Here is a 24,832-nt window from a genome sequence, read left to right as displayed (position 1 = left end):
CGATTGGCTGTAGGGCTAGCTGTCCGCGTCACGAGGCAGCCCCAGAATCCGCTCCGCGGCCACGGTGAGCAGGATCTGCTCGGTCCCGCCCGCGATCGACAGGCAACGCGTGAGCAGGAACTCCTTGGTCACCTCGGAGTCCTGCGCGCCGAGCGGGCCCGCCGCCTCCGCGGCGAATTCCGCTACCGCTTGGCGGTGGCGCACGCCGACCAGCTTGCGCACGCTGCTCTGCGCGCCGGGGTCACCGCCCGCGAGCATCTTCACCGCGGCGCGTTGCTCGAGCAGCAGGCCCGCGATCGCCTCGGCCACGAATCCACCGAGCCGGTCGTTCACCAGCTCGGTGCCGGGGCCGGTGGCGGGCGATTTCGCGATCAGCTCTTCGAGTACCGGACCGATGCCGTTGCCACCCATGGCGACTCGCTCCGTCGACAGCGTGGAGCGGGCGATCTTCCATCCGTTGTTCAGCGCGCCGACCACGCAATCGTCCGGCACGAACACATCGTCGAGGAAGACCTCGCTGAAACGCGCCTCTCCGGTGATCTGCACCAGCGGGCGCACCTCGAGCCCGGCGCTGTGCATATCGACCAAGAAGTACGTGATGCCGCGGTGTTTGGGCGAGTCGGGGTCCGTGCGCGCCAGGCAGATCGCCCAGTTCGCCTTGTCGCCCAGCGATGTCCACACCTTTTGCCCGCGCAGCACCCAGCCGCCGTCGGTCTTTTTCGCGGTGGTGCGCAACGCCGCCAGGTCGGAACCCGCCTCTGGTTCGCTGAACAGCTGGCACCAGACCACTTCGCCGCGCAAGGTGGGCCAGGCGAAGCGCTCGATCTGTTCCGGCGTCCCGTGCTGCAACAGCGTGGGGATCGCCCAGCCGCCGATGGCCAGGTCCGGCGCGGTGAGTCCGGCACGGCGCAGCTCCTCGGAGATCACCAGGCCGGTCATCGGGTCCGCGGCGCGTCCGTATGGCCGCGGCCAGTGCGGCATGACCAGGCCCGCGTCCACCAGCGCGGCACGCTGCCGGTCGGCTGGCAGCGCCGCGATCCGCGCGACCTCGGCGGCGAGTTCGTGCGCGCTGTCGCCATCCACAGCGGCCACGCCTTCCTCGGCGAAGACCCGATCGGCCCCGGTGGTGCGCCGCAGGCCCCTTCGGGTCAGTTCGGTGACCCGCGCCCGCCAGTGCGCCGAACCGCCGAGCAGTTGGCGCAAGGCCGTGGCCCGCCGCAGATACAGGTGCGCGTCGTGCTCCCAGGTGAAGCCGATGCCACCGAGCACCTGAATACAGTCCTTCGCGGTCTCCACCGCGGCGTCCAGGGCGATGGCGGCCGCGATGGCGGCCGCGATCGGCAGTTCGGCTCCGCCGTCGTCCACGGCCGCCGCGACGTCCGCCGCCGCGGCGCGGATGAGTTCGGCGCGGCACAGCATCCAGGCGCAGATGTGCTTGACCGCTTGGAACGAACCGATCTTGCGGCCGAACTGCTCGCGCACCTTCGCGTACTCGACCGCGGTCTCGAGGCACCAGCCCGCGAGGCCGGACAGTTCGGCGGTGGCCAGCGCGACGAGCAGGTCCCCTGCCGCGTGCGGCGCGACGAATACGCGTTCGGCGGGCACGCGCAGGTCGGCGCAGTGCACCCGCGCCAGCGGCGTGCTCGGATCCAGCGGCGCGAGCGCTTCCACCCGCAGGCCCTCGGCGTCGGGCGCGACCAGGCACCACCGCTGTCCTTGCGGTTGGTCGATCGGCAGCAGCACGGCGGTGCCTGGGGCGGCGCCGACGACGGAATCCCAGGTACCCGTGAGCAACACGCCGTCGCTCGCGACGGGTACGCTCACCGTCGAACCGACGACGAAGTCGAGCGCCACACCGCACGGCAGGTCCTCGTCGAGCTGTCCGGCGGTGATCAGATTGGCCAGAGCCGTCGCGAGTACCGGGCCGCCGACGAGATCGTGCGCCGCCTGTTCCACCAGCACGGCCAGATCGGAGACCGACCCGCCCGCACCTCCCGCGTCCTCGGCCACCGCGACCCGGAAGATCCCGATCTCGGCCAGCGCGGGCCAGTAGGCGCGCCAGAAGTCGGCCGCGCCGGCCCGCATTGTTGCAATCGGACGGACCGAAGCGGCCCATCCGCGCATCGACTCCTGAACGGCTTTATGCTCGTCAGTGGTGGCGATGGTCACACTCCATACCGCCTTTCCGGCGTGACTCCCACACCTAGAACATGTTCTAATATCCTAGCCGGGCGGAAGTCAAGAGACCGCCGCGGCCACACCGCGCACGCAGCCGACGAAACGACGTTTCCGGAAAGGACTTTCATCAATGGCCAGTCCGTCCCGATCGCAGCCAGCCGACCCGAGCGCGGGACGGCCCGCCGCCACGGTCACCACGCTCAGCGAGGACGAGCTGAGCTCGGCGGCGCAGCGCGAGCGGCGCAAGCGGATCCTGGACGCGACCTTGGCGCTCGCGTCCAAGGGCGGTTACGACGCGGTGCAGATGCGCGCGGTGGCCGAGCGCGCCGATGTCGCGGTCGGCACGCTGTACCGCTACTTCCCGTCGAAGGTGCACCTGCTGGTCTCGGCGCTGTCGCGCGAGTTCGAGCAGATCGAGGGCAAACGCAAGCCGCTTGCCGGGCAGTCCCCACAGGAGCGCATGCACCTGCTGCTCACCCAGATCACTCGGATGATGCAGCGCGACCCGCTGCTCACCGAGGCCATGACCCGCGCGTTCATGTTCGCCGACGCCTCGGCCGCCGCCGAGGTGGACCGGGTCGGCAAGGTGATGGACCGCGTCTTCGCCCGCGCGATGAACGACGGCGAGCCCACCGAACGCCAGCTGGCCATCGCGCGGGTGATCAGCGACGTGTGGCTGTCGAATCTGGTCGCCTGGCTGACCCGGCGCGCCTCGGCCACCGACGTGACCGAACGACTGGAACTGACCGTGGACCTCCTCCTGGGCGAACGCAACCAGTAAGCTCTAGCGGGATCTCTCAGCACACAGCGAGCGAATCAGCGCCCAGTCACCCCACCGGGCCCGAATAGCTCGTTGTGCTGCGACGAAGCTCACCCGCTCGGATCCCGTTGCCGTTAGCTGGGCAGATCTACCGGACACCGGTTCAGGTGTGCGTTATCGTGCGCACGCGAACCGGCGCGCTTCTGTGCGGCAAATTCAACACAGTATTGTTTTGCCCGCCCCCTGAAAAAACTCCTCCGATCACTAGGTTGGATGCGTGAGCGCACAGGATCTGCCACTGGAACTTCGCCGTGCACTGTCGACGGTCGCGCGCGTGCCACGGCTGTTGGTCGCATCGGACTACGACGGGACACTCGCGCCCATCGTGTCCGACCCGACCAAAGCCTTTCCCCATCGGGAATCGGTGAGCGCGTTACGAGCCCTCGCCGGCCTGACCGGGACCACTGCCGCCGTGATCTCCGGCCGCGCGCTGCGAGATCTCGCGGCGCTGTCCCGCCTTCCGGTCGAGGTGCAACTGATCGGCAGCCACGGCTCGGAATTCGACGTGGGCTTCGTGCACGCGATCGACAACGACGCCAAGCATCTGCTCCAAGAGGTGCAGACGGCCCTGAATCAGGTCGCCGCGGACAACCCCGGCGTCACCGTCGAGATCAAACCGGCCAGTGTCGCGTTGCACGTGCGCAACGCCAGCCCGGAGATCGGTCATCGCGCGCTGTCGCAGGTCCGGCTCGGTCCGGCGTGCTGGTTCGGCGTGCAGGTCACCGAGGGCAAGGCGGTCATCGAACTGGCCGTGGTGCAGACCGACAAGGGCACCGCACTGGACACCGTTCGGCATCAGGCGGGGGCCTCGGCCGCGGTGTTCTTCGGTGACGACGTCACCGACGAGAAGGCGTTCCGCGTGCTGTCCGGCCCGGACGTCGGCATCAAGGTCGGCGACGGCGAGAGCCTGGCCAAGTTCCGGGTGGACAGCACCGAGGCCGTGGCGTGCGCGCTGGCCTACCTGCTGGAGGAGCGCCGGACCTGGCTGGCGGGCGCGAGCGCGCCGCGCATCGAGCGGCTGACCATGCTGGCCAGCCCGCGCTCGGTCGCGCTGCTCACCCCGGACGCCACGGTGACCTGGTTCTGCCACCCCGAGCCCGATTCGGCCGCGGTGTTCGCCCACCTGCTCGGCGGCCCGCAGGGCGGCCACTTCACCATCGAGCCGGAGCGGCCGGGCCTGCCGCTGTCGCAGCGTTACGTCGACGGCACGATGACCGTCGAAACCCGTTGGGCCAAACTGCAAGTCACGGACTACCTGCCGCACGACGTAGCCCCGACCCGCACCGACCTCACCCGGGTGATCACCGGCGACGCGAAGGCCGTGGTCACCTTCGCCCCCCGCCCGGAGTTCGGCCAGGTGCCGGTGAACCTCGAGGCGCAGGAGGGCGGGCTGCGGGTGTACGGCACCAACGACCCGATCGTGCTGCGTTCACCCGGCGTGCGGTGGGAGATCGTCTCGGACGGTACCCACGAGTCGGCACGGGCCGTCGTGGATCCGTCCAAGGGGCCGGTCGTGCTCGAACTGCGCTGCGGCACCGCCGATCTCGATCCCGCCCCGGCCAGTGAGGCGGAGCGGCGACGGGAGGCGCAGCGGTACTGGTCGGATTGGGCGGGGACGCTCACACTGCCGCCGCTCAAGCCCGACCTGATGAAGCGCTCCGCGCTGACCCTGCGCGGCCTGGTGCACGCGCCGTCCGGCTCGATCCTCGCGGCCGCCACCACCTCGCTGCCCGAGGACATCGGCGGCGTGCGCAACTGGGACTACCGCTACTGCTGGCTGCGCGACGCGGCGCTGACCGCGCAGTCGCTGGTCTCGCTCGGCTCGCTCGCCGAGGCGGAGGACTACCTGGGCTGGGTGCACCGCGTGCTGGAGACCTTGCCCGGCCCCGAGCGGCTGCACCCGCTGTACACGCTGTACGGCGAGACGCTGCCGCCGGAGGCCTCGATCGACCAGCTACCCGGCTACGCCGGCTCCCGCCCGGTGCGCGTCGGCAACGCGGCCAACATGCAGGTTCAGCTGGACGTCTTCGGTCCGATCGTGGACCTCATCGCCACCCTGGCGCACGCCAGGGAGCTGCGCGGCGTCACCGATCCGGCGAACGTGCTGCCCGACGCCGACTGGGAGCTGGTGTGCGCCATGGTCTCGGCGGTGCAGCGGCGCTGGCAAGAGCCCGACCACGGCATCTGGGAGATCCGCGGCAACCCCCGCCACCACGTGTACTCGAAGGTGATGGGCTGGCTGACCGTCGACCGGGCGCTCACCCTGGCGCAGAAGTTCGATCGCGAGGCCGATCCGGCCTGGCCGGTGCTGCGCGACACCATCGCCGACGAGGTGAAGGCCAAGGGCTGGAACGACGAGGTGCAGTCCTACACCGCGGCGTACGACGGCACCGACCTGGACGCTGCGACGCTGCACATCGGGCTGAGCGGCCTGATCGACCCGTCCGACCCGCGCTTCGCGGCGACGGTCGTGGCGACCGAGGCCGAGCTGCGCAGCGGCTCGACGGTATACCGCTACCACCACGACGACGGCCTGCCCGGCGGCGAGGGCGGATTCCACCTGTGCGCGGCCTGGCTGGTCGAGGCGTACCTGCTGATCGGCAAGCGCTCCGACGCCGAGGCGCTGTTCGCCCAGCTGGTCGACGTGGCGGGCCCGACCGGGCTGCTCAGCGAGGAATACGACCCGGTGGCCGAACGGTCGCTCGGCAACCATCCGCAGGCGTACAGCCATCTGGGCCTGTTGCGCTGCGCGCAGCTGCTGGGGCAGCCGGTGGAGGCCGCGCTGGTCTGACCACGTAGGAGCCGAGGGCCCGCGAACGAGGAATCGTTCACGGGCCCTTCGCATTCGGTTTCCAGGTGGGCGTCGCATCCGAACGCTTGACGGCCCCTGCTAGAGTTAACGGGAACGATTTCCATTATGATCTAGAGCACGGCCAGGAGTACCCCACGTGAGAACCCGATTCGCCATCAGTTGCGCAGGTATCGCCGTGGGAGTCGTCTCCGCCCTGACGCTGACCGCCTGCGGCGGCTCCAACGACGACGGACGCCCGACCGTCGTCGCCTCCACCGACGTCTGGGGCGATATCGCCGCCGCCGTCGCGGGCCCCGACGCCGCCGTCCGGTCGCTGATCACCGATCCGTCCGCCGACCCGCACTCGCACGAGACCTCCGCGGTCGAGTCGGCGGCGCTCAGCGATGCCGACCTCGTGGTCTACAACGGCGGCGGCTACGACCGGTTCGCCGAGAAGGCGGTGGCGGGCACGAACAAGCGCACCGTGGACGCGTTCGCCCTGCGGGCCGATCAGAGCGACGACAACGAGCACGTCTGGTACGACGTGCGCACCGTCGACGTGGTCGCCGACCGGATCGCCGCCCAACTCGGCGAACTGGATCCGGGCAAGGCCGCGGCCTACGCCGAGCGCGCGACGACGTTCAAGAACCGGCTCGCCGCGGTTACCGCCATCACCGGCGCACTCGCCGCCGAGCATCCGAAAACGCCGGTGCTGCAGACCGAGCCTCTCGCGCACTATCTCCTGGTCGCCACCGGAGCCGACGACCGGACTCCGCACGAGTTCCAGGAAGCCATCGAGCAGGAGACCGACCCGGCCCCCGCGGCCGTCGCGGCGACGCAGGACCTGCTCACCGGCAAGCGGGTCCGCGCCCTGATCTACAACGTGCAGACCGAGGACAAGATCACCAAAGACCTGCGCGCGACCGCGCGGAGCGCGGGCGTCGCCGTCGTCGAGGTGACCGAGACCCTGCCCGACGGCGTGGATTACATTCAGTGGCAGACGAAGAACGCGCAAGCGCTCGCCGCCGCGCTGGGCTGAGCAGATGAACAAGGGAGCCGCGCTGACCGCACACGCCGACGAGGTGGAACGGCGCTCGACCATCGGCGAATCGGCCGCGGTGCGACTGGAAGCCGCCTGCTTGTCGTTCGGAGACCGAACCCTCTGGGAGGGGCTGGATCTCACTGTCGCGCCGGGTGAATTCGTCGCGGTCCTCGGGCCGAACGGTTCGGGCAAGACCTCGCTGCTGAAGGTGCTGTTGGGCCAGGTCGGCCTGAGTTCGGGCGCGGCTCGGATCGCGGGCTCTCCCGCGCGCACCGGCAATCACGACATCGGCTACATACCGCAACAGAAGACGATCGACGCCGGGGTGCAGTTGCGCGGCGTCGATCTCGTCGGCCTCGGCGTCGACGGGCATCGCTGGGGGCTCGGGCTGCGCTCCCGCGCCGAACGCAGGCGAAAGGTGGCCGCGGCCATCGCCGACGTGGGCGCAGAGCGATTCGCCCACGCGCCACTGGAATCCATGTCCGGCGGGGAACAGCAGCGACTGCGGGTGGCGCAGGCGCTGGTCGGCGATCCGAAGGTGCTGCTGTGCGACGAACCGTTGCTCAGCCTCGACCTGGCGAATCAGCGACTGGTCGCCGAGCTCATCGATCGCCGCAGGCGCACTCACGACACCGCGGTGCTCTTCGTGACGCACGAGATCAACCCGATCCTGCCCCTGGTGGACCGGGTGCTGTACCTGGTCGACGGCAGGTTCCGGATCGGGACGCCGGAAGAGGTGATGACCTCGGCGGTGCTGTCGGAGTTGTACCGCACCCAGGTGGACGTACTACGGGTACGCGGGCGTCTGGTGGTCGTCGGCACCGGCGACACCATGGACGCGCTCGGCACCGCGGGCGGGCACTGCCACGGCCCGGCCGGCGACGAGTTCGCCCACGGCGATTCCGCCGGTAGCCCCGCACCGGACGATGACGCCACCTCGACCACGGGATCCGTCGAAGAGCCGGTCCCCTCAGCACCGACCTCAGCGCATGCCGCCGTCGCCGCTACCTCGACCGACACGGAAACCGGCACACGAACCAGCCGCTCGGCAATCAACGGCAGCGCCCCGGCCGAACGAACACCGGCAGTCCCGACGACCGCCGCCCCGACTTCAGGCCGATCGCCGACCACCGACGAGGCACGCGTCGCCGCTACCTCGACCGACACGGGAACCGGCACACGAGCCGGCCACGCGGCGACCCGCGGCACCGCTCCGGCCGAACGAACACCGGCAGTCCCGACGACCGCCGTGCGCCCGAACTCGGACCCACCCTCGACCGTCGATGTGACGAGTGGTGGCTCGACGCCGATCGACCCGAAGACCAACGAACCGGCGGTGAGCAGTGCGCCGATGACCGAACCGACATCGAGCAGCCTGGCATCCGCGGTCGACACATCGCCCAGCCCGGCGAACGGCAACGCGGCAACGGGCGACGTGGCGTCCGGACACCCGATCCACGGCAACGGTTCGACGGCGGCCCACGCTTCGGCGGAGCGTGGCCAAGGCGACGGCGACCGTCCGACGGCGGATCCCGAGCAGAGCGGAGTGCGTTCGTGACCGACAAGCTCTCCAGCGTCCTCGGCAAGATGCTCGACTTCGGCACCACGGCGAACCTGCTGTCCTACGGTTTCGTCCAGCAGGCGCTGCTCGCGGCGGCCCTACTGGGGCTGCTGTCCGGCGTGATCGGTCCGCTGATCATCAGCAGGCAGATGTCGTTCGCAGTGCACGGCACCAGCGAGCTTTCGTTGACCGGAGCCGCCGCCGCGCTGCTGGCCGGTGTCGGCGTCGGTTTGGGGGCCATCGCGGGGTCGGTGGTCGCGGCGGTGTTGTTCGGCCTGCTCGGCGCGCGGGCGCGGGAACGCGATTCGGTGATCGCCGTGGTGCTCTCGTTCGGGCTCGGGCTCTCGGTGCTGTTCCTGTGGTTGGGCCCCGATCGCGCGGGATCGAAATTCTCCCTGCTGACCGGCCAAGTGGTCAGCGTCGGCAACAACGGGCTCGGCCTGCTCGCCGTCTGCACCGCCGGAGTGATCGCGGTGCTGGCCTTCGTCTACCGGCCGCTACTATTCGCCAGTTCCGACCCGGAAGTGGCCGTGGCGCGCGGTGTCCCGGTGCGGGCGCTGTCCATCGTGTTCGCGGTCCTGCTGGGCATCACGGCGGCGTTCGGGGTGCAGATCGTCGGCGCGCTGCTGGTCCTCGCCCTGCTGATCACCCCGGCCGCCGCGGCCGCCCAGCTCACCGCGGACCCGGTTCGAGCGACCGTGCTCGCCGTGGTGTTCGCTGAGATCGCCGCCGTCGGCGGCATCCTGCTGTCGCTCGCGCCTGGCGTCCCCGTCTCGACCTTCGTCACCACGATCTCGTTCCTGATCTACCTGGCCTGCCGCCTGCTCGGCACCCGTGACCGCAGACTCGCGCACGCCCGCTGAAGGCGTCGCGCGCCGGTCTACTGACGCCGCACCGGCATGTCGAGAAGTTCTCGCGATCGACGTCCGGGTGATGGCGGTGACCTCATGGCGAGCGCAACGCCGAGCGGTGCCGCGACCGCCAGTCCAGCGGCTATCAGTGCTGATCAGCGCCTAGCTCGGAAACCGGACCAACTTGATGGCAGCCGCCTTCAGTCGTTGGCGAATGCTTTCGTATGCTCGACTCATCGCGCCCCCGAACGAATGGTGACCAACGATGATCGACTTCGCGATTCCCGCCGACCTCGCCGCCGAACGCGACCGAGTGCGCCGCTTCGTCATCGACAAGATCGTCCCCTACGAGCGCGACCCGCGCCTGACCGCGCACGGGCCGACCGACGAGCTGCGGCAGGAACTCGTCGAGCTCGCCCGCGCCGAGAAGCTGCTCACCGTGCAGGCGCCCGAGTCGCTCGGCGGACGCGGACTGACCCACATCGAGCAGGCGGTGATCTACGAGGCGGCGGGCTGGTCCACGCTCGGCCCGGTCGCGATGAACTGCGCGGCGCCCGACGAGGGCAACATGTTCCTGCTGTCCAAGGTGGCCGATCCCGACCAGGTCCAGCGTTACCTGGCCCCCGTGGTCGCGGGCCACCAGCGTTCGGTCTTCGCCATGACCGAGCCCGACGGGGCCGGCTCCGACCCGGCCCAGCTGGCCACCAGCGCCGCCTTCGACGGCGAGAACTTCACCATCAACGGCCGCAAATGGCTGATCACCGGGGCGAACGGCGCGAAGACCTGGATCATCATGGCCCGCCTCGCCGCCAACCCGCATCTGCCCGAGGGCCCAACGCTGTTCCTGGCCGACGGCGCGGAACCCGGCATCGTCATCGAACGCACGATGAACACGATGGACCGCAACTACGTCGCCGGGCACGGTGTGGTCCGCTTCGACAACTTGACTCTGCCCAGGGAAGCGCTGCTCGGCGAGGCGGGCCAGGCGCTGCGCTACGCCCAGCTCCGGCTCGCCCCGGCCCGCCTGACCCATTGCATGCGGTGGCTCGGCGCGGCCGAACGCGCCCAGAGCATCGCCGTCGAGCACGCGCGCACCCGCACGGCGTTCGGCAAGCCGATCGGCGAACACGAGGGCGTGTCGTTCATGCTCGCCGACAACGAGATCGCCCTGCACCAGTGCAGGCTGACCATCTGGCACGCGTGCTGGCTGATGGACAACGGCGAGAAGGCACGGCACGAGAGTTCGATCGCCAAATCGTTCGTGTCCGAGGAGTTGTTCAAGGTCGCCGACCGCTGCGTGCAGGTGCTCGGCGGCATCGGCATCAGCGACGAGACAGTCGTCGAGATGATCTTCCGGGACATGCGCGCCTTCCGCCTCTACGACGGGCCCACCGAGGTGCACAAGTACGCCATCGGGCGCAAGGTGCTGCGCGGATAGCCGAGGACTTTCGGCCCCGGGTCAGCTGCGCGCGCGTCGGCTAACATCCTGTGGCATGAGTTCGGAACTGCACGTCGACGTCTCCCGGGGCGTCGCCGTGCTCACGCTCAACCGGCCCGCCCAGCAGAATGCCTTCACCCCCACGATGGCCGCCGAGTTGGGCGCCGCGTTGCAGCGCTGCGATTCGGAAGACGCCATCCGTGCCGTGATCATCACCGGCACCCCGCCCGCGTTCTGCGCGGGCGCGGACCTGTCCAATCGGGTGGGCGAGGTCAGCGCCACCATCGATCCGCCGCCGTGGCGGGTGCGCAAACCGGTGATCGCGGCCGTCAACGGCCACGCGGTCGGCATCGGCTTGGCCCTGGCCTTGCAGTGCGATCTGCGGTACATGGCACGCGACGCGGTGTACGGGCTGAATCAGGTCCGCCGCGGCGTGCTGGCCGACGGCTACGCGCACTGGACGCTACCCAGGCTGGTCGGCATGGCCAACGCCGCCGACATCATGCTGACGGGGCGCACCTTCGACGGCGACGAGGCGAAGGCGATGGGCGTGGCCAACAGCTCGCTGCCCGCGGGCGAGGTGCTACCGACGGCGCTGGCCGTCGCGCACGACATCGCGAACGGCTCGGCGCCACTACCGGTGGCACTGTCCAAGCGGCTGCTCTGGGAGGGGCTCGGGATGAACCCGGCCATGGTCGGTCAACTGGAAACCGATCTCAACCAGCACGCGACCAAGAGCATCGACGGCGGCGAGGCCATGGCCGCGTTCCGGGATCGCAGGCAGCCCAGCTGGTCGGGCAGCGTCAGCACGGAATGGCCCGCCTGGGACACCGCCGGGCGCGAACGGCCCAGTCTGGACTAGGCGGCTCGCCCGGCTGAGTGCGATGCCGCGGAATGTCACCGCCGGCGGTAGCGCCCCTCCGCCCCACGCGGGACTCGGTCAGCGCCGCTCAAGCATTACCGCCGAGCACGATGAACAGGAACAGCAGCGCGAAGACGATCATCAGGACGGTGCCGATGACGCCGAGGACGTAGCCGACCACCACCTGAGCGCGACCACCGTACGCGCCACCGGATTCCTCGATCTGGTCGAGCGCGCGCCGTCCCAGCGCCCACGCCACCGGCCCCAGCACTCCGCAGCAGAGGACGCTCGCCGCGCCGAGAAACAACACCGCCGTCGCATTCGGATGCTCGACCGGCGCGCCAATGGGCTGATTGGGTATCACCACCAGCCGAATTCTACTGGGCTCCTCGGCGTCTCCGGGTTTTTAGGCCGTATGGGTCGGGAGCCGCGAGATTCGGGGGCAGGTCCTGCGTTCAGTGGTACTCGGGTTCTGGGCGTGCCCGGTGAGCTACCCATGTTCTGGCTAGATGAGTTGTTGCGCTGCGTTTTTCGTCGCGAACTACGAGCCGTCCGCAGCTCGGAGCGTGCCAGTGCGACGTGGGACACCCGGAGCCGGGCAACGGGAGTCCAGCACGGGAACGTGCTCAGGCGCGGCGTTGGCGGGCGACTTCGGACAGCACCACACCGGCGGCGACCGACGCGTTCAACGATTCCACCGGGCCCGCCATCGGAATCGACAAGATCGAGTCACAGGACTCCCGCACCAGGCGGGACAGTCCTTTGCCCTCCGAGCCGACCACGATCACGGTCGGCTCGCGACCGTCGAAATCGTCCAGCGTGGTATCGCCACCGGCGTCCAAGCCGACGACCTGAATGCCCTGAGCCGCCCAATCCTTCAGCGTGCGAGTGAGATTGGTCGCGCGGGCGACCGGAAGCCGAGCGGCGGCGCCCGCGCTGGTGCGCCAGGCCACCGCGGTGACGCTCGCGCTGCGTCGCTGCGGGATCAGGACGCCGTGGCCACCGAAAGCCGCCACGGAACGCACCACCGCGCCCAGATTGCGCGGATCGGAGATGTTGTCCAGCGCCACCAGCAACGCGGGCTCGGCGGCGTTGCGCACCCGGTCGAGCAGATCGTCCGGGTGGGCGTAGCGATACGGCGGCACTTGGAGCGCCACACCCTGGTGCAAACCGTTGGCGCTCAACCGATCCAAGTCGGTGCGCGGCACCTCCAGGATGGAGATACCGGTGTCGGCGGCCAGCCGCACGCTCTCGGTCAGCCGGTCGTCGTTCTCGGTGCCGACCGCGACGTACAGTGCCGTCGCGGGCACGCCGGCACGCAAGCACTCGACCACCGGGTTGCGCCCGAGCACCAACTCCGGCCCGTCCTCGGTCTTGCGTCCGGCGGGCCGTGCCGCCGCGCCACGAGCGGACGGACGGCCCTGCGCGGCTTTGGTTTTCGCGACCGCGCGCTTGGCGGCGGGATGCTTGGTGCGCATCTCGGCGGGCGGGGTGGCGCCACGCCCCTCCAGTCCGCGCCTGCGCTTGCCGCCGGAGCCGACCACGGCACCCTTCTTGCTGCCGCTCTTGCGGACCGCGCCGCGGCGCTGCGAATTGCCTGCCATCACTTGGCCTTTCCGGGTTGCGGCGCACCGAGCGCCCATTCGGGACCGCCGGCCGTGTCGGTGACCTCGATCCCCGCGGACTGCAGACGATCGCGCACGGCGTCGGCGGCCGCCCAGTCCTTCGCGGCCCGCGCCTCCTGACGGCGGTCGAGTTCCGCACGCACCAGCACGTCCAGCGCGCCGAGCGCGGCCGAGGAATCGCTCGGTGTGTACCAGTGCGGATCGAGCGGGTCGACACCGAGAATGGCGAGCATGGCACGCACCTGGCTCGCCAGGTCGCGCGCGGAGTCGATCGCGCCGACCTCCAGCGCCTTGTTGCCCTCGTGCACCGCGCGATGGATCTCCGCCAGCGCCTTCGGCACCGCGAGATCGTCGTCGAGCGCGGCGGCGAACGCGTCGGTCCACTTGCCCACCGGGATCTCACCGGCCCGGTCCACCACCCGGTTCACGAACGCCTCGATGCGCTGATAGGACTGCGCCGCGTCGTGCAGCGCCTTGTCCGAGTACTCCAGCATCGAGCGGTAGTGCGCGCTACCCAGGTAGAACCGCAGTTCGACGGCCCGCACCTGCTTCAGCACGTTCGGCACGGAGAGCACGTTGCCCAGCGACTTGGACATCTTCTCCCCGCCCATGGTCACCCAGCCGTTGTGCAGCCAGTACCTGGCGAAGCCGTCACCGGCGCCCTTCGACTGGGCGATCTCGTTCTCATGGTGCGGGAACACCAGATCCATTCCGCCGCAATGGATGTCGAATTCCGCACCGAGATAGAACTCGGCCATCGCGGAGCACTCCAGGTGCCAGCCGGGGCGGCCGGGGCCCCACGGGGACGGCCAGGTCGGCTCGCCCGGCTTGGCCGCCTTCCACAAGGTGAAGTCACGCGGATCGCGTTTGCCTTCGCCCGCGCTCTCGCCTTGATGCACGTCGTCGAGCTTGTGGCCGGACAGCTTGCCGTAATCGGGGTAACTGACCACGTCGAAGTAGACGTTGCCCTCCGAAGCGTAGGCGTGACCGCGATCGATCAGCCGCCGCATCATCTCGACCATCTGCGTGATGTGGCCGGTGGCCCTGGGCTCCGCGGATGGCGGCAGCACACCGAGCCGTTCGTAGGCGCGATCGAAGGCGCGCTCGTGCGTGGCGGCCCACTCCCACCACGGCCTGCCCGCCTCGGCGGCCTTGGTGAGGATCTTGTCCTCGATATCGGTGACGTTGCGGATGAAGAAGACGTCGATGTCATGCGCGAGCAGCCAGCGTCGCAGCACGTCGAACGCGACTCCGCTACGCACATGGCCGATGTGCGGCTCGCCCTGCACGGTAGCGCCACAGAGGTACACCGAAGCACGGCCGGGGACCAAGGGCGCGAAATCGCGCACGGTCCGCGTGTCGGTGTCAAAGAGGCGCAGCGTCACGGCAGTCGATCCTAGCTGGTGTATAAGGTCGTTCACGGACCGGCTCGGGTCCGTCGGAGCTGGATCAACGACAGGCTTGCAGCAAGGCCGTCGCCACGGCGGCGACGCCCTCGCCGCGACCGGTCAGGCCGAGCCCGTCGGTGGTGGTGCCGGACACCGAGACCGGGGCGTCGAGGAGCTCGCCGAGTACCTGTTGCGCCTCGGCGCGCCGAGGCCCGATCTTGGGGCGATTGCCGATCACCTGCACCGCGGCGTTGACCACCTCGAAGCCCGCCTCGTCCAGCAGGCGGCGCACTTCCTTCAGCATGGCCGCGCCGGAGACGCCCGCCCATTCGGGGCGTCCGGTGCCGAATACCGCGCCGACATCGCCGAGGCCCGCCGCGGACAGCAGCGCGTCGCAGAGGGCGTGCGCGGCGACGTCGCCGTCCGAGTGGCCCGCGCAGCCGTCGTCGCCGTCGAACAGAAGACCGGCCATCCAGCAGGGCCTGCCCGCTTCGATCGGATGGACGTCGCTGCCGATGCCGACGCGCATGGTCACGGCGTCACCGCCCGTCCGATGCCCGCGCCGTCGAGCACCGCGTCGGCGAGCCGGAGGTCGAGTGGAGTGGTGATCTTGAAGGCGAGCGGATCGCCGGGAATGGTGTGGACCGCGACGCCCAGCCGCTCGACCAGGCCCGCGTCATCGGTCGCCTGGATGCCCTCGGGCGCGTAGGCGGAGCGCAGCAAGTCGGCCGCGAAACCCTGCGGCGTCTGGATCGCGCGCAACCGGGCGCGGTCGGGCGTGCCGGTCACCGCGCCGACCGCGTCGACGGACTTGATGGTGTCGGCCACCGGGAGCCCGGGGACCACGGCGGGACGGCCCGCCCGCAGTTCCGCCGCGACCCGGGCGATGAGCTCGGGCGGCGTGAGCGCTCGGGCGGCGTCGTGCACCAGAAAGTAGGCGGCGTCGGGCGCCGCGGCGATACCCGCCCGCACCGAGTCGATGCGTTCGGCGCCGCCGACGACCACCTGGACCGAATTCGTGGGCGGCAGCAGGGCAACGGCGCTGTCGACGAGTTCGGCGGGAACCATCACGATGATCCGCTCGACCGCGCCGGAGGCGATCAAGCCTTCGACGGCGAGCCGGACCATGGGTGTGCCGCCGACCGGGACGAACGCCTTGGGTGCGGATTCACCCAGACGCACGCCACGACCGGCGGCAGGCACCAGAGCAACGACGGGTCCGTCGGTGGAACGGACACCGTTGTCAGGTGTGTTCACGGTCAGGAAGCCGCTGCGAGGACCTCATCGAGCAGGGTCTCAGCCTTGCCGTCATCGGTGCCTTCGGCCAGCGCGAGCTCACCGACAAGAATCTGCCGAGCCTTGGCGAGCATGCGCTTCTCACCCGCGGACAGGCCGCGGTCCTGTTCCCGGCGCCACAGATCGCGGACGACCTCGGCCACCTTGTTCACATCGCCGGAAGCGAGCTTCTCGAGGTTGGCCTTGTAGCGGCGGGACCAGTTGGTCGGCTCCTCCGTATGCGGCGCGCGAAGCACCTGGAAGACCCGATCGAGACCCTCCTGACCCACGACGTCACGCACGCCGACGTATTCGGCGTTCTCCGCGGGAACCCGAACAGTGAGATCGCCTTGGGCGACCTTCAGGACCAGATACTCTTTTTGCTCACCCTTTATGGTGCGAGTCTCGATTGCTTCGATCAGCGCCGCTCCGTGGTGGGGGTAAACGACGGTGTCTCCGACCTTAAAAATCATGTGTCCCGTGCCCCTTTCGATGTTCACAGTTTAACATGCGACTCGATAACGGCGCGATCAACTGTGCAGGTCAGGGCCACAACGAGGCAACCGTGGGGCTTGACAGATGCCAGGCTGTGTGCATTACGTTGTGCCAGAACGGGTTATCTCCCGGCTGGAGTCGGCGCCGCTCGCCGCCCACGCGCCGGCACCTTCGTGGCAACCTCCGAAGTTCGATCGAACCGTTATCGACACGCCGGGTGTCGGCGCGGACGCCCCCGTGGCCCCGTCGCATGCGCCCGGGCCGAACCCCGAGTTCGACCCGGCCCCCGCGCCCGGGCTCTCGAGGGAACTACTACGCTGCCTAGTTACTACGCTCCCGCGCGGAGCCAGAGCCCGGTCGACATGGAGGGACAACCCGTGACTGCCCTGAAAGCTGTGACCGCCCCGAAGGGGGCGCGACGTCGCATGGTGACGGTTGCCGCACTCGCCGCCGGAGCGGCGATCGCGCTGTCCGGCTGCGGCGCGGGCCAGATCGCGCAGACCGCCGAACAGGTCGCCGCCGTGAACGGCAACCACGCCGACGTGGGCCGCATCGCGCTGCGCAACGTGCACATCGTGTACCCGTCCGAGGGCACCGCGTACAACAACGCCAAGGGCGGCAAGGCGCTCATCGCGCTGTCCATCATCAACAACGGCGAGTCCGTCCCCGACGAGCTGACCAGCATCACGACCGACCTCGGCACCGTCAAGATCACCCCCGCCTCCGGCAAGTCGGTCGTCGAACTCGCCCCGCAGCAGACCGTCGTCGCGGCGAGCCAGCCGGTCAAGCGCGAGGCCGCGTCGACCACCACCAGCGCCGCGCCGACCACGAGCGCCGGTGCGCCCACCTCAGCGCCGCGCTCCGCCGCGCCGACCACCACCGCCGAGTCGCACGGCTCCCCGGCCGCCGCCGAGGACCCGGAGGCCAACCCGATCCTGATCGAGATCACCGGCCTGACCAAGGACATCGCCCCCGGCCTGACCTACAACGTCTCGTTCAACTTCAAGCAGAACGGCACCGTCCAGGTCCAGGTCCCGGTCGACGCGGGCCAGCACACCGAGCGCCACGAGTCCGACAAGTCGGGCCCGGCCGAAGCCGAGCACACCGGCGGTCACTGAGGCTGTGTCTGATTCGCAGCGCCTGCGGCGCTGCGTGTTCGCGACGCAGTCGCGGCAAATCCAACACTGTCGGCCCTGGTGCGTATGGTGCCGGTGTGGCAAAGACCAAGCCGACCTTCCGCTGCTCCGCCTGTTCGCATGAAGTCGCCAAATGGGTGGGCAAGTGCCCCGAATGCGGGGCTTGGGGCACCGTCGACGAAGTAGTCGCCGCGGCGGGTGCGGTCGGGTCTCCTGGGCGCAAGGCGATGTTGCCGAGCACCGCGGCCGCGCCGATTTCGCAGATCGATTCCAAGGTCACCAGAGCGCGGCCGACGGGCGTCACCGAGTTGGACCGCGTGCTCGGCGGCGGGGTGGTGCCGGGATCGGTGGTGTTGCTGTCCGGCGAGCCGGGGGTGGGCAAGTCGACGCTGCTGCTCGAGGTGGCGCATCGCTGGGCGGCTCAGCGCGACGAGAAGTCGCTGTACGTCACCGCCGAGGAGTCGGCGGGGCAGGTCCGGCTGCGGGCCGATCGCACCGGCGCGGTGCACGACCGGGTCTATCTGGCGGCGGAATCGGACCTGTCGATCGTGCTGGGACACGTCGAGCAGGTGCGGCCGACGCTTCTGGTGGTCGACTCGGTGCAGACCATGCTCGCCCCGGAGGTGGACGGCGTGATCGGCGGCGTCACCCAGGTGCGCGAGGTGACCGCCGCGCTGACCTCGCTGGCCAAGGCGAGCGGGATCGCGGTGCTGCTGGTCGGGCACGTCACCAAGGACGGCAACGTCGCGGGCCCGCGCACGCTCGAGCACCTGGTCGACGTGGTCCTCCAGTTCGAAGGCGACAAGAACTCCACGTTACGCATGGTGCGCGGCATCAAGAACCGCTTCGGCAGCGCCGACGAGGTGGGCTGCTTCGAGCTGCACGAGGACGGCATCGCCTGTGTCGACGACCCGTCCGGCCTGTTCCTGCACCATCGAACGGATTCCGTGCCGGGCACGGCGGTGACCGTCGCGATGGACGGCAAGCGTCCGCTGGTCGGCGAGGTGCAGGGCCTGACCGTGAAGACCGAGATCCCGCAGCCGCGCCGCGCGGTGAGCGGTCTGGACTACAACCGGGTCGCCATGGTGCTGGCCGTCCTGCAGAGCCGCGGCCGGGTGTTCGTCGGCAAGAGCGACGTCTACGCCGCGACGGTCGGCGGCATGCGCCTGGTCGAGCCGTCCGCCGACCTGGCCATCGCGCTCGCCATCGCCAGCGCCGAGTCCGACGTCCCGATCCCCCCGGGCTGGGTGATCCTCGGTGAGGTCGGACTGGCCGGTGAGGTCCGCAAGGTAACCGGCCTCAACCGCAGACTGGCCGAAGCCGAACGCCTCGGCTTCACCACCGCCCTGGTACCCCCCGGCCTCGCCCCGGTGAAAAGCACCATGAAGATTCACGAGGTCACCGACCTCCGCTCCGCCATCCGCATAGCGGGCCTGCGCAAACTACGCGCCGCCCCTGAGGAGGCCGCCAGCTGACCTACCCTCTCAAGCGATGTTGAACGGCTCGGCCATGCTGCGTACCGAACCCAATTGCGCGACAACGCTGTACGCACCCGGTGGGACTTGGACGCGTTCGCCCGCGCAGTTGGGCTGGGATGTGGTGCCCGACCAGGTCACCGTGAACGCGGCCTGCTCGCCGCGGCTCATCGTGCGGACGTCGGGCTGGCCGTCCGGGTAGCAGTCGGTGCTCGACCACAGGCGCCGCTGGCCGTCGAGCGTGTGCACCGACACCTGTTGCAGACCGGAACCCATATCGCGGGTGCAGGCCATCGCCGAGATGTTGGTGATGACGATCCCGAACACCGGCTGCTCGCCCGTCTTGTAGGTGGGCTGCTCGACGGTCACCTTGATCGCCAGCGATTGGTCCGGGCACGGGCCTGCCGCGACGCTGGTTGCCGCCGCGGAGGACTTCGGCACGCCGGACTCGCCCGACGGCTTGGCCGCCCCGTCGGCGGACTTGGTCACGACCGAGCTGGTCCCGGCGGCCGCGGTGTCACCGGGCGAGTCGCCGCCACGCGCGACCGCGAGCACGACCCAGATCACCAGCGCCAGGGCCACCACCAGGATCCCGATGGCGAACACGCGTCGACGCCAGTAGATCTCCGGTGGCAGCGGTCCATTCGGTTCCAGCACGCCTCAACGGTAAGGGCACCATCGGGCGCATCGTCTCAGGGGCACGGCGTGTCGGCCGCCCGCACCCGCGGGCGACGAGTACATTCCGCCGGCACGCTGGGGCGATGGCGGGCGCGCGGCAGCCTCAGACCACCTCGCCGATGTTGCCGACAACCCGGTGCAACTGCACTTTGCCCTCGGCCAGTTTGTAGGTCACGCAGGCGATGGCGCACTCACCGGTCGCGACCCGCTGCGAGATGATCATCGACCGCTGCATGAGCAGGCGGCTGGTCTCCACCACGTGCCTGGCCTCCATCTCGTCGACGGTGGACAGGCCTTCGCGCCGTCCGACCAGGATGGACGGCGCGACCCGCTCGACCACGCTGCGGATGAATCCGCCGGGCACCTCGCCGCCGTCGAGCGCGTCGATAGTGGCCTTCACGGCTCCGCAGCTGTCGTGCCCGAGCACTACGATGAGCGGCACGTTGAGCACCTGCACCCCGTACTCGATCGAGCCGAGCACCGAGCTGTCGACCACATGGCCCGCGGTACGCACCACGAACATGTCGCCGAGGCCCTGGTCGAAGATCAATTCGGCGGCGACCCTGGAGTCACCGCAACCGAACAGGATCGCGTGCGGGTGCTGGCCGCTGACGAGTTTGGCCCGGTCTGCGGCGCCCTGGCTAGGATGCAGCAGCGCACCGCTGACGAAGCGCTCGTTGCCTTCGCGCAGGGACTTCCAGGCACTGATCGGGTTGGAATCCGGCATACCGACCATTGTGCAGGACAGTTACGGTTACCAGCGAGTTCGGCCGGTTACAGGCGGGCAAATACCGTCTGGCGGCAGTAGTACGGGGATGGTGAGGACAGTGCGGAACGGCGCACCGAACGGCATCGACGCCGACACGTTGCTGGACTGGTACCAGGAGACCGCCCGGGATCTGCCGTGGCGCCGCCCCGGCGTCACGGCGTGGCAGATCCTGATGAGCGAGATCATGCTTCAGCAAACGCCCGTGGTCCGGGTCGAGCCGATCTGGCGGGAATGGGTGGCGCGCTGGCCGGTCCCTTCGGCGATGGCCGCCTCGTCGCAGGCGGAAGTGCTGCGGGCCTGGGGCAAGCTCGGGTACCCGCGCCGTGCGCTGCGGCTGCACGAGTGCGCGAGGGTGCTGGCGAGCGAGCACGGCGACGAGGTGCCCGCCGACGTGGAGGTACTGCTCGGGCTACCGGGCATCGGCGCGTACACCGCGCGCGCCGTCGCCTGTTTCGCCTACGGACAACGCGTTCCGGTGGTGGACACGAACGTCCGCCGGGTGGTTGCCAGGGCGGTGCACGGGCGCGCGGAAGCGGGCAACCCGTCGTCGCGCGATCTCCCCGAGACCGAGGCGCTGCTGCCGCTGCGGATCGATCGGGCCGCGGTGTTCTCCGCCGCCCTCATGGAACTGGGTGCGACCGTGTGCACCGCCCGCACCCCCGATTGCTCGCGCTGCCCGCTGCCGAGCTGCGCGTGGGTCACCGCCGGGCGACCGGTGAGCGAAGTGGTCCGCCGCACGCAGAAGTACGAGGGCACCGATCGCCAAGCGCGCGGTCGGCTGTTGGACGTGCTGCGCGCCGCGAGCGGCCCGGTGGAGCGGGTGCGCCTGGATCTGGCCTGGACTCGCGACCCGGGCCAGCGCGACCGCGCGTTGGACTCGCTGCTGGTGGACGGACTGATCGAACAAACACCCGGCGGGTTGTTCGCATTGGCGGGCGAGGGCGGGACTCCTGGGGCCGACAGCTGAACGCCGAGATGGACTCCTGCCCTAGCTGCCAAGGACCCGCCGCAGGAAGCGCTCGACCTCCGCTCGGTAGCGCTCCGGTTGGTCGTCGTGCACGAGGTGTCCCGCACCGGGCACCAAGACATAGTCGGCGCCCGGATGGTCGGCGGCCATCTGCCGCATCTGCCCCGGCGGTGTGATGCTGTGCTCGCCCTCCAGCAGCAGGGCGGGCACTCGCACCGCATGCCAGTGCTGCCAGAAATCCCGCGTCCCCCACTCCTCGGAGATATCGCGGAAAGTGGTGACCGACCCGTGCAGCCGGTATCCCTCCGGCCCGCGTTCGAAAGAGTTCAGGAAATACCGCCCGGCGACCGGCCCGAAGAAGGACAGTACGGCTTCGTCGTCAGGGAATGGCTGCGGCCAGGCCTCGATCATCGCCGCCCAGTGCGTCGCGGTGCGGCCGGTGAAATCCGGCGCGATGTCCTCGATCACCAGCGCCCGCACCCGGTCGGGGTGAGTCGCCGCGAACACCCAGCCGTGCAGCGCACCCATCGAATGCCCGATCACCACCATCGGTTCCGCGATCGCGGCGGTGCCCGTGGCGAGGTCCGCGATGAAGGCCTCGGTCGTCAATTTCTCGGGTGCGGGCCTGCCGTGCCCGGCGGCGTCGAAGGTGTAGACGTGGCCGTGCTCGCGCAGCCAGTCCAGCTGATCGCGCCAGGTGCGCGCGCTGCCCATCAGGCCGTGCAACAGCAGGATCGGCGCGCCTGCTCCGCCTTCGTCGTGCAACATCGGTTCGACAATACGAGGCACCGAGCATCTGCTCGGCATCAGCCGCTAGCTTGGACACATGGCTGTTGTGAAGATCAACGCGATCGAGGTTCCCGAGGGCGCGGGCCCCGAGCTGGAGAAGCGGTTCGCCCACCGTGCGCACGCGGTCGAGAACTCCCCCGGCTTCCTCGGCTTCCAGCTGCTGCGCCCGGTGGCCGGAGAGAAGCGGTATTTCGTGGTCACCCAATGGGATTCGGAAGAGTCCTTCGCGGCCTGGCGGGACGGACCTGCGCGCGAGGCGCACGCGGGCGAGCGGCAGAAGCCGGTCTCGACCGGTGCGTCGCTGCTCGAGTTCGAGGTCGTGCTCGACGTGGACGCGAAGCCCGCCGACTGAGTCCGAGGCACCGCCGGGCAGGCCCGCCTGCCCGGCGACTCGCCCGACGCCGTGGTACGCCCGTGCCGGACCCGGTTGACGCCGGGGGTGTGCGGGTGTCACAGTTCGAAGGACAAACGCGAGGGTGACGCGGTAATTCCGGTGCGATTCCGGAGCGGTCGCGCCACTGTGTTCCACGCACCGAGTCCGGTGCCGGAAAGCCAGACACCGGCACCGTCGCGCCACCACCCTACGGGACGCGTATCCCAAGGAGGACTCGAATGGCCATCGCGCATTCACCCAGCCGGGCAACCGATTCCCTGGCCACCGTGCTCGTCACGGTCGGTGTCGTTCTTCTCGCACTGCTCACGCTGTACCTGGTCGGTTTCGACCAGGGCGTCATCTCGCGCAGCGGGATGTATCTGCATGAGCTGATGCACGACGGACGCCACCTGCTGGGGCTTCCGTGCCACTGATCGGTTCACTCCGAACACTGCTGTTGCGCGGCCTGCTGGCCGGTCTGATCGCCGGGCTGCTGGCCGCCACAGTCGGTTATTTCGTCGGCGAACCCAAGGTGGAAGCGGCCATCGCCATCGAGGAAGCGCACAGCGAACACGCCGGAGCCGCTGACGGGCACTCTCACGGCGAGCACGCCGAATCTCCTGGCGGGCATTCCCACGGTGACGAGGAAGAACCGCTGGTGAGCCGCGGCGGCCAGAAGTTCGGACAGTTTCTCGCCCTGGGGTTGGCCGGTCTCGCTCTCGGCGCCATCTACGCCTCGGTCGCGCATTTCGCGCGGCGCCACACCACGCTGTCCGGGCCGCGGCTCGCGCTGACGCTCGGTGTGGCCGGTTGGGCCGCGATCGTCGCGGTGCCTTTCTTCAAGTACCCGGCCAACCCACCGGCGGTGGGCGACCCGGACACCATCAACGAACGCACCCTGCTGTGGGTGGCGGCCGTCGTGCTCGGCATCGTGGCGGTCGGTGCGGCGGTGGCGGCGTTCACCGCGCTGCGCGCGCAATTGCCCACTTTCCGGCTGATCGGTGGCGTCGCCGCGTTCGTACTGGTCACCACCCTCGGCTACGTCCTGCTGCCCGGCGTGAACGAGGTGAGCGCGGATTTCCCGGCCACCCTGCTGTGGCAGTTCCGGGTGGCGTCGCTGGCCGAGACCGCGACCCTGTGGGCCTGCCTTGCTCTCGGTTTCGCGGCGCTCACCGAGTTCGCGACGCGTACCGATACCCGGGTACCGGTAGCCGCCGCTACCGGGGAGTGATTCGCGTCCGGAAACATTCAGGCAGTGTCGGTCCCATGACCGGCACTGCCTTTTCCGTCTGGCCCGCTTCGCCGCGTGTCCACCCGGGTGGACCGCCGCACGCCGTCCGCGTCGCGTTCGTCGCGTTGGTCGCGGGTGGCGCCGAGGCGATCACGCGAGCCGTCCGCGCGTTCTCGACTGCCGACCCGGCGAGCCTCGCGACGGGGTTGGGGTTCCGCGCGGCGCTCTACCTTCTGGTGCTGGCCGTCGCGGTGCGCATGACCTACGGCGACCGCTGGGCCCACCTGCTGATCGCCATCCCGGCTCTCTACACCCGCCACGCCCGGCGCTACTTCCGCAAACGCTGACTGCCCCCAACGGTTTCGTGCCCCGCACCTGTCCCGGTGCGGGGCACGAAGCCTGCGCGGACTACGCGAGTGCGGCGTCGAGGGTGATGTGGTCGACGCCGGCGAGGGCCTTGCTGACGGGGCAGCCCGCCTTGGCGGCTTCGGCGGCGGCCTGGAAGGCGTCGGCGTCGATGCCGGAGACGCGACCGCGAACGGTCAGCTTGATCCCGGTGATCCGAAAGCCGCCCGCCGGATCGGGGCCGAGGGTCACGTCGGCGGTGACGTCCAGGCTGTCCGGGGTGCCGCCCGCGTTGCCGATCTGCGCCGACAGCGCCATCGCGTAGCACGAGGAGTGCGCGGCCGCGATCAGTTCCTCCGGGCTGGTGGTGCCGTCGGCCTCCTCGGCGGAGCGCTTGGGGAACGACACGTCGTACTTACCGACCCCCGAACTGGCCAGTTCGACCTGGCCCGAACCCTCCTGCAGGGTGCCGGTCCAGGCGGTACGCGCGGTACGTGTGGGCATCACGGTCCTTTCGCCGATGATCGTTTCACGATTCAGCACGAACCTACCCCGGCCGATTCGTCCCGGCCCACCTGTTCGCCGATCGGGTTCGCCCGACGCCCCGGGCGCGCGCGCCGCGCGGTAAAGCACCGGCGCGCCAAACGAATCCGCGCGGAGTTCTACTCCGGATTCGTGATCCTCGCCAGCACGATGCCGCCGAGGATCAACGCCAGGGCCAGCAAGCGCCCCGCACCGAGCGG

At 69.8% G+C, this 24,832-nt stretch carries 24 protein-coding genes, 1 pseudogene and 1 riboswitch; of the genes and pseudogenes, 14 read left to right on the top strand and 11 right to left on the bottom strand.

Translation table 11 applies throughout. The annotated features are described in order from the left end of the window. Window positions 1–15 precede the first annotated feature (15 nt). On the bottom strand, window positions 16–2,169 hold the full coding sequence (locus tag ABZW96_RS20485; protein ID WP_355076749.1) for an acyl-CoA dehydrogenase: 2,154 nt from the start codon (window positions 2,167–2,169) through the stop codon (window positions 16–18). Between the two features lie 139 nt (window positions 2,170–2,308). On the opposite strand from ABZW96_RS20485, the gene kstR reads away from it, so the two are divergent. From kstR to ABZW96_RS20450, 7 genes and pseudogenes are all read left to right on the top strand, one after another. Continuing rightward, window positions 2,309–2,959, top strand: coding sequence for a cholesterol catabolism transcriptional regulator KstR (gene kstR, locus ABZW96_RS20480; RefSeq protein WP_039794748.1), 651 nt, complete (start codon window positions 2,309–2,311; stop codon window positions 2,957–2,959). A 256-nt stretch (window positions 2,960–3,215) separates the two neighbouring features. Further along, window positions 3,216–5,789, top strand: a complete 2,574-nt coding sequence (gene otsB / locus ABZW96_RS20475) for a trehalose-phosphatase (RefSeq protein ID WP_355076747.1) — start codon at window positions 3,216–3,218, stop codon at window positions 5,787–5,789. Between the two features lie 157 nt (window positions 5,790–5,946). Further along, window positions 5,947–6,828, top strand: coding sequence for a zinc ABC transporter substrate-binding protein (locus ABZW96_RS20470; protein ID WP_355076745.1), 882 nt, complete (start codon window positions 5,947–5,949; stop codon window positions 6,826–6,828). Between the two features lie 4 nt (window positions 6,829–6,832). Beyond that, window positions 6,833–7,690, top strand: a pseudogene (locus ABZW96_RS20465) (ATP-binding cassette domain-containing protein); the annotation flags it as partial. Window positions 7,691–8,385: 695 nt separating this feature from the next. Further along, window positions 8,386–9,255, top strand: a complete 870-nt coding sequence (locus tag ABZW96_RS20460) for a metal ABC transporter permease (RefSeq protein ID WP_355076743.1) — start codon at window positions 8,386–8,388, stop codon at window positions 9,253–9,255. A 253-nt stretch (window positions 9,256–9,508) separates the two neighbouring features. Next, window positions 9,509–10,681, top strand: a complete 1,173-nt coding sequence (locus tag ABZW96_RS20455; RefSeq protein WP_355076741.1) for an acyl-CoA dehydrogenase family protein — start codon at window positions 9,509–9,511, stop codon at window positions 10,679–10,681. A 55-nt stretch (window positions 10,682–10,736) separates the two neighbouring features. Next, window positions 10,737–11,543 carry an enoyl-CoA hydratase-related protein gene (locus ABZW96_RS20450; RefSeq protein WP_355076739.1) on the top strand — a complete coding sequence of 269 codons (807 nt, stop codon included), beginning with the start codon at window positions 10,737–10,739 and terminating at the stop codon, window positions 11,541–11,543. Window positions 11,544–11,631: 88 nt separating this feature from the next. Here the strand turns inward: ABZW96_RS20450 and ABZW96_RS20445 are convergent, their stop codons facing one another. From ABZW96_RS20445 to carD, 6 genes are all read right to left on the bottom strand, one after another. After that, a complete protein-coding gene (locus tag ABZW96_RS20445; protein ID WP_355076737.1) occupies window positions 11,632–11,910 on the bottom strand; it encodes a DUF4190 domain-containing protein in 279 nt (92 codons plus the stop codon). 259 nt (window positions 11,911–12,169) lie between these two features. Beyond that, window positions 12,170–13,147 (bottom strand): 23S rRNA (guanosine(2251)-2'-O)-methyltransferase RlmB, encoded by a 978-nt coding sequence (rlmB, locus tag ABZW96_RS20440; protein ID WP_355076736.1) that lies wholly within the window; start codon window positions 13,145–13,147, stop codon window positions 12,170–12,172. Next, a complete protein-coding gene (gene cysS, locus ABZW96_RS20435) occupies window positions 13,147–14,553 on the bottom strand; it encodes a cysteine--tRNA ligase (RefSeq protein ID WP_355076734.1) in 1,407 nt (468 codons plus the stop codon). Before cysS ends, rlmB begins: the two co-directional genes overlap by 1 nt. 64 nt (window positions 14,554–14,617) lie before the next feature. Continuing rightward, complete coding sequence (gene ispF, locus ABZW96_RS20430; protein ID WP_062968866.1) at window positions 14,618–15,085, bottom strand: 2-C-methyl-D-erythritol 2,4-cyclodiphosphate synthase; 468 nt, start codon at window positions 15,083–15,085, stop codon at window positions 14,618–14,620. A 2-nt stretch (window positions 15,086–15,087) separates the two neighbouring features. Further along, window positions 15,088–15,813: a 2-C-methyl-D-erythritol 4-phosphate cytidylyltransferase gene (gene ispD, locus ABZW96_RS20425; protein ID WP_355076732.1), complete on the bottom strand. Its 726-nt coding sequence runs from the start codon at window positions 15,811–15,813 to the stop codon at window positions 15,088–15,090. A gap of 2 nt (window positions 15,814–15,815) precedes the next feature. Then, window positions 15,816–16,304: an RNA polymerase-binding transcription factor CarD gene (gene carD, locus ABZW96_RS20420; RefSeq protein ID WP_011206964.1), complete on the bottom strand. Its 489-nt coding sequence runs from the start codon at window positions 16,302–16,304 to the stop codon at window positions 15,816–15,818. Window positions 16,305–16,703: 399 nt separating this feature from the next. On the opposite strand from carD, the gene ABZW96_RS20415 reads away from it, so the two are divergent. Beyond that, complete coding sequence (locus ABZW96_RS20415) at window positions 16,704–17,444, top strand: hypothetical protein (RefSeq protein ID WP_355076730.1); 741 nt, start codon at window positions 16,704–16,706, stop codon at window positions 17,442–17,444. A 95-nt stretch (window positions 17,445–17,539) separates the two neighbouring features. Beyond that, complete coding sequence (gene radA, locus ABZW96_RS20410) at window positions 17,540–18,937, top strand: DNA repair protein RadA (protein ID WP_355076728.1); 1,398 nt, start codon at window positions 17,540–17,542, stop codon at window positions 18,935–18,937. 9 nt (window positions 18,938–18,946) lie between these two features. Here radA and ABZW96_RS20405 read toward each other — a convergent pair whose 3' ends face one another. Together ABZW96_RS20405 and ABZW96_RS20400 are read right to left on the bottom strand one after the other, a co-directional pair. Then, window positions 18,947–19,594, bottom strand: coding sequence for a hypothetical protein (locus ABZW96_RS20405; RefSeq protein ID WP_355076726.1), 648 nt, complete (start codon window positions 19,592–19,594; stop codon window positions 18,947–18,949). A 124-nt stretch (window positions 19,595–19,718) separates the two neighbouring features. Then, complete coding sequence (locus ABZW96_RS20400) at window positions 19,719–20,342, bottom strand: carbonic anhydrase (protein ID WP_355076724.1); 624 nt, start codon at window positions 20,340–20,342, stop codon at window positions 19,719–19,721. Window positions 20,343–20,430: 88 nt separating this feature from the next. On the opposite strand from ABZW96_RS20400, the gene ABZW96_RS20395 reads away from it, so the two are divergent. Then, entirely contained in the window at window positions 20,431–21,351 is a 921-nt protein-coding gene (locus ABZW96_RS20395; RefSeq protein WP_355076722.1) for an A/G-specific adenine glycosylase, read from the top strand. Window positions 21,352–21,372: 21 nt separating this feature from the next. Here the strand turns inward: ABZW96_RS20395 and ABZW96_RS20390 are convergent, their stop codons facing one another. After that, a complete protein-coding gene (locus ABZW96_RS20390; protein ID WP_355076721.1) occupies window positions 21,373–22,119 on the bottom strand; it encodes an alpha/beta hydrolase in 747 nt (248 codons plus the stop codon). Between the two features lie 58 nt (window positions 22,120–22,177). On the opposite strand from ABZW96_RS20390, the gene mhuD reads away from it, so the two are divergent. From mhuD to ABZW96_RS20370, 4 genes are all read left to right on the top strand, one after another. Further along, the gene (gene mhuD / locus ABZW96_RS20385) at window positions 22,178–22,492 is read left to right on the top strand and encodes a mycobilin-forming heme oxygenase MhuD (protein WP_355076719.1); all 315 of its coding nucleotides are present in this window, start codon (window positions 22,178–22,180) and stop codon (window positions 22,490–22,492) included. A gap of 78 nt (window positions 22,493–22,570) precedes the next feature. Continuing rightward, window positions 22,571–22,723: riboswitch (cobalamin riboswitch) on the top strand. Between the two features lie 29 nt (window positions 22,724–22,752). Beyond that, on the top strand, window positions 22,753–22,947 hold the full coding sequence (locus ABZW96_RS20380; protein WP_039794710.1) for a CbtB-domain containing protein: 195 nt from the start codon (window positions 22,753–22,755) through the stop codon (window positions 22,945–22,947). After that, window positions 22,938–23,744, top strand: a complete 807-nt coding sequence (locus ABZW96_RS20375; protein WP_355076718.1) for a CbtA family protein — start codon at window positions 22,938–22,940, stop codon at window positions 23,742–23,744. The genes ABZW96_RS20380 and ABZW96_RS20375 overlap by 10 nt, the downstream gene beginning before the upstream one ends. Window positions 23,745–23,779: 35 nt before the next feature. Next, complete coding sequence (locus tag ABZW96_RS20370; RefSeq protein ID WP_355076716.1) at window positions 23,780–24,091, top strand: hypothetical protein; 312 nt, start codon at window positions 23,780–23,782, stop codon at window positions 24,089–24,091. A 61-nt stretch (window positions 24,092–24,152) separates the two neighbouring features. Here ABZW96_RS20370 and ABZW96_RS20365 read toward each other — a convergent pair whose 3' ends face one another. After that, on the bottom strand, window positions 24,153–24,593 hold the full coding sequence (locus tag ABZW96_RS20365) for an OsmC family peroxiredoxin (protein WP_355076714.1): 441 nt from the start codon (window positions 24,591–24,593) through the stop codon (window positions 24,153–24,155). Window positions 24,594–24,832 lie beyond the last annotated feature (239 nt).

This window comes from Nocardia sp. NPDC004168 (assembly GCF_040610355.1).
In the GTDB taxonomy this organism is placed as follows: Bacteria; Actinomycetota; Actinomycetes; order Mycobacteriales; family Mycobacteriaceae; genus Nocardia; species Nocardia sichangensis.
The sequence above is the reverse complement of the archived record's forward strand: the minus strand, read 5'-3'. Positions and strand labels throughout refer to the sequence as shown.

What these genes read in the sequence shown, in the direction of transcription:
- kstR (WP_039794748.1), top strand. Translation starts at nt 2,309, where the DNA reads ATGGCCAGTCCGTCCCGATCGCAGCCAGCCGACCCGAGCGCGGGACGG.
- ABZW96_RS20455 (WP_355076741.1), top strand. Translation starts at nt 9,509, where the DNA reads ATGATCGACTTCGCGATTCCCGCCGACCTCGCCGCCGAACGCGACCGA.
- ABZW96_RS20450 (WP_355076739.1), top strand. Translation starts at nt 10,737, where the DNA reads ATGAGTTCGGAACTGCACGTCGACGTCTCCCGGGGCGTCGCCGTGCTC.
- rlmB (WP_355076736.1), bottom strand. Translation starts at nt 13,147, where the DNA reads ATGGCAGGCAATTCGCAGCGCCGCGGCGCGGTCCGCAAGAGCGGCAGC.
- ispF (WP_062968866.1), bottom strand. Translation starts at nt 15,085, where the DNA reads ATGCGCGTCGGCATCGGCAGCGACGTCCATCCGATCGAAGCGGGCAGG.
- carD (WP_011206964.1), bottom strand. Translation starts at nt 16,304, where the DNA reads ATGATTTTTAAGGTCGGAGACACCGTCGTTTACCCCCACCACGGAGCG.
- ABZW96_RS20400 (WP_355076724.1), bottom strand. Translation starts at nt 20,342, where the DNA reads ATGCCGGATTCCAACCCGATCAGTGCCTGGAAGTCCCTGCGCGAAGGC.
- ABZW96_RS20395 (WP_355076722.1), top strand. Translation starts at nt 20,431, where the DNA reads ATGGTGAGGACAGTGCGGAACGGCGCACCGAACGGCATCGACGCCGAC.
- ABZW96_RS20390 (WP_355076721.1), bottom strand. Translation starts at nt 22,119, where the DNA reads ATGTTGCACGACGAAGGCGGAGCAGGCGCGCCGATCCTGCTGTTGCAC.
- mhuD (WP_355076719.1), top strand. Translation starts at nt 22,178, where the DNA reads ATGGCTGTTGTGAAGATCAACGCGATCGAGGTTCCCGAGGGCGCGGGC.
- ABZW96_RS20380 (WP_039794710.1), top strand. Translation starts at nt 22,753, where the DNA reads ATGGCCATCGCGCATTCACCCAGCCGGGCAACCGATTCCCTGGCCACC.
- ABZW96_RS20370 (WP_355076716.1), top strand. Translation starts at nt 23,780, where the DNA reads ATGACCGGCACTGCCTTTTCCGTCTGGCCCGCTTCGCCGCGTGTCCAC.
- ABZW96_RS20365 (WP_355076714.1), bottom strand. Translation starts at nt 24,593, where the DNA reads ATGCCCACACGTACCGCGCGTACCGCCTGGACCGGCACCCTGCAGGAG.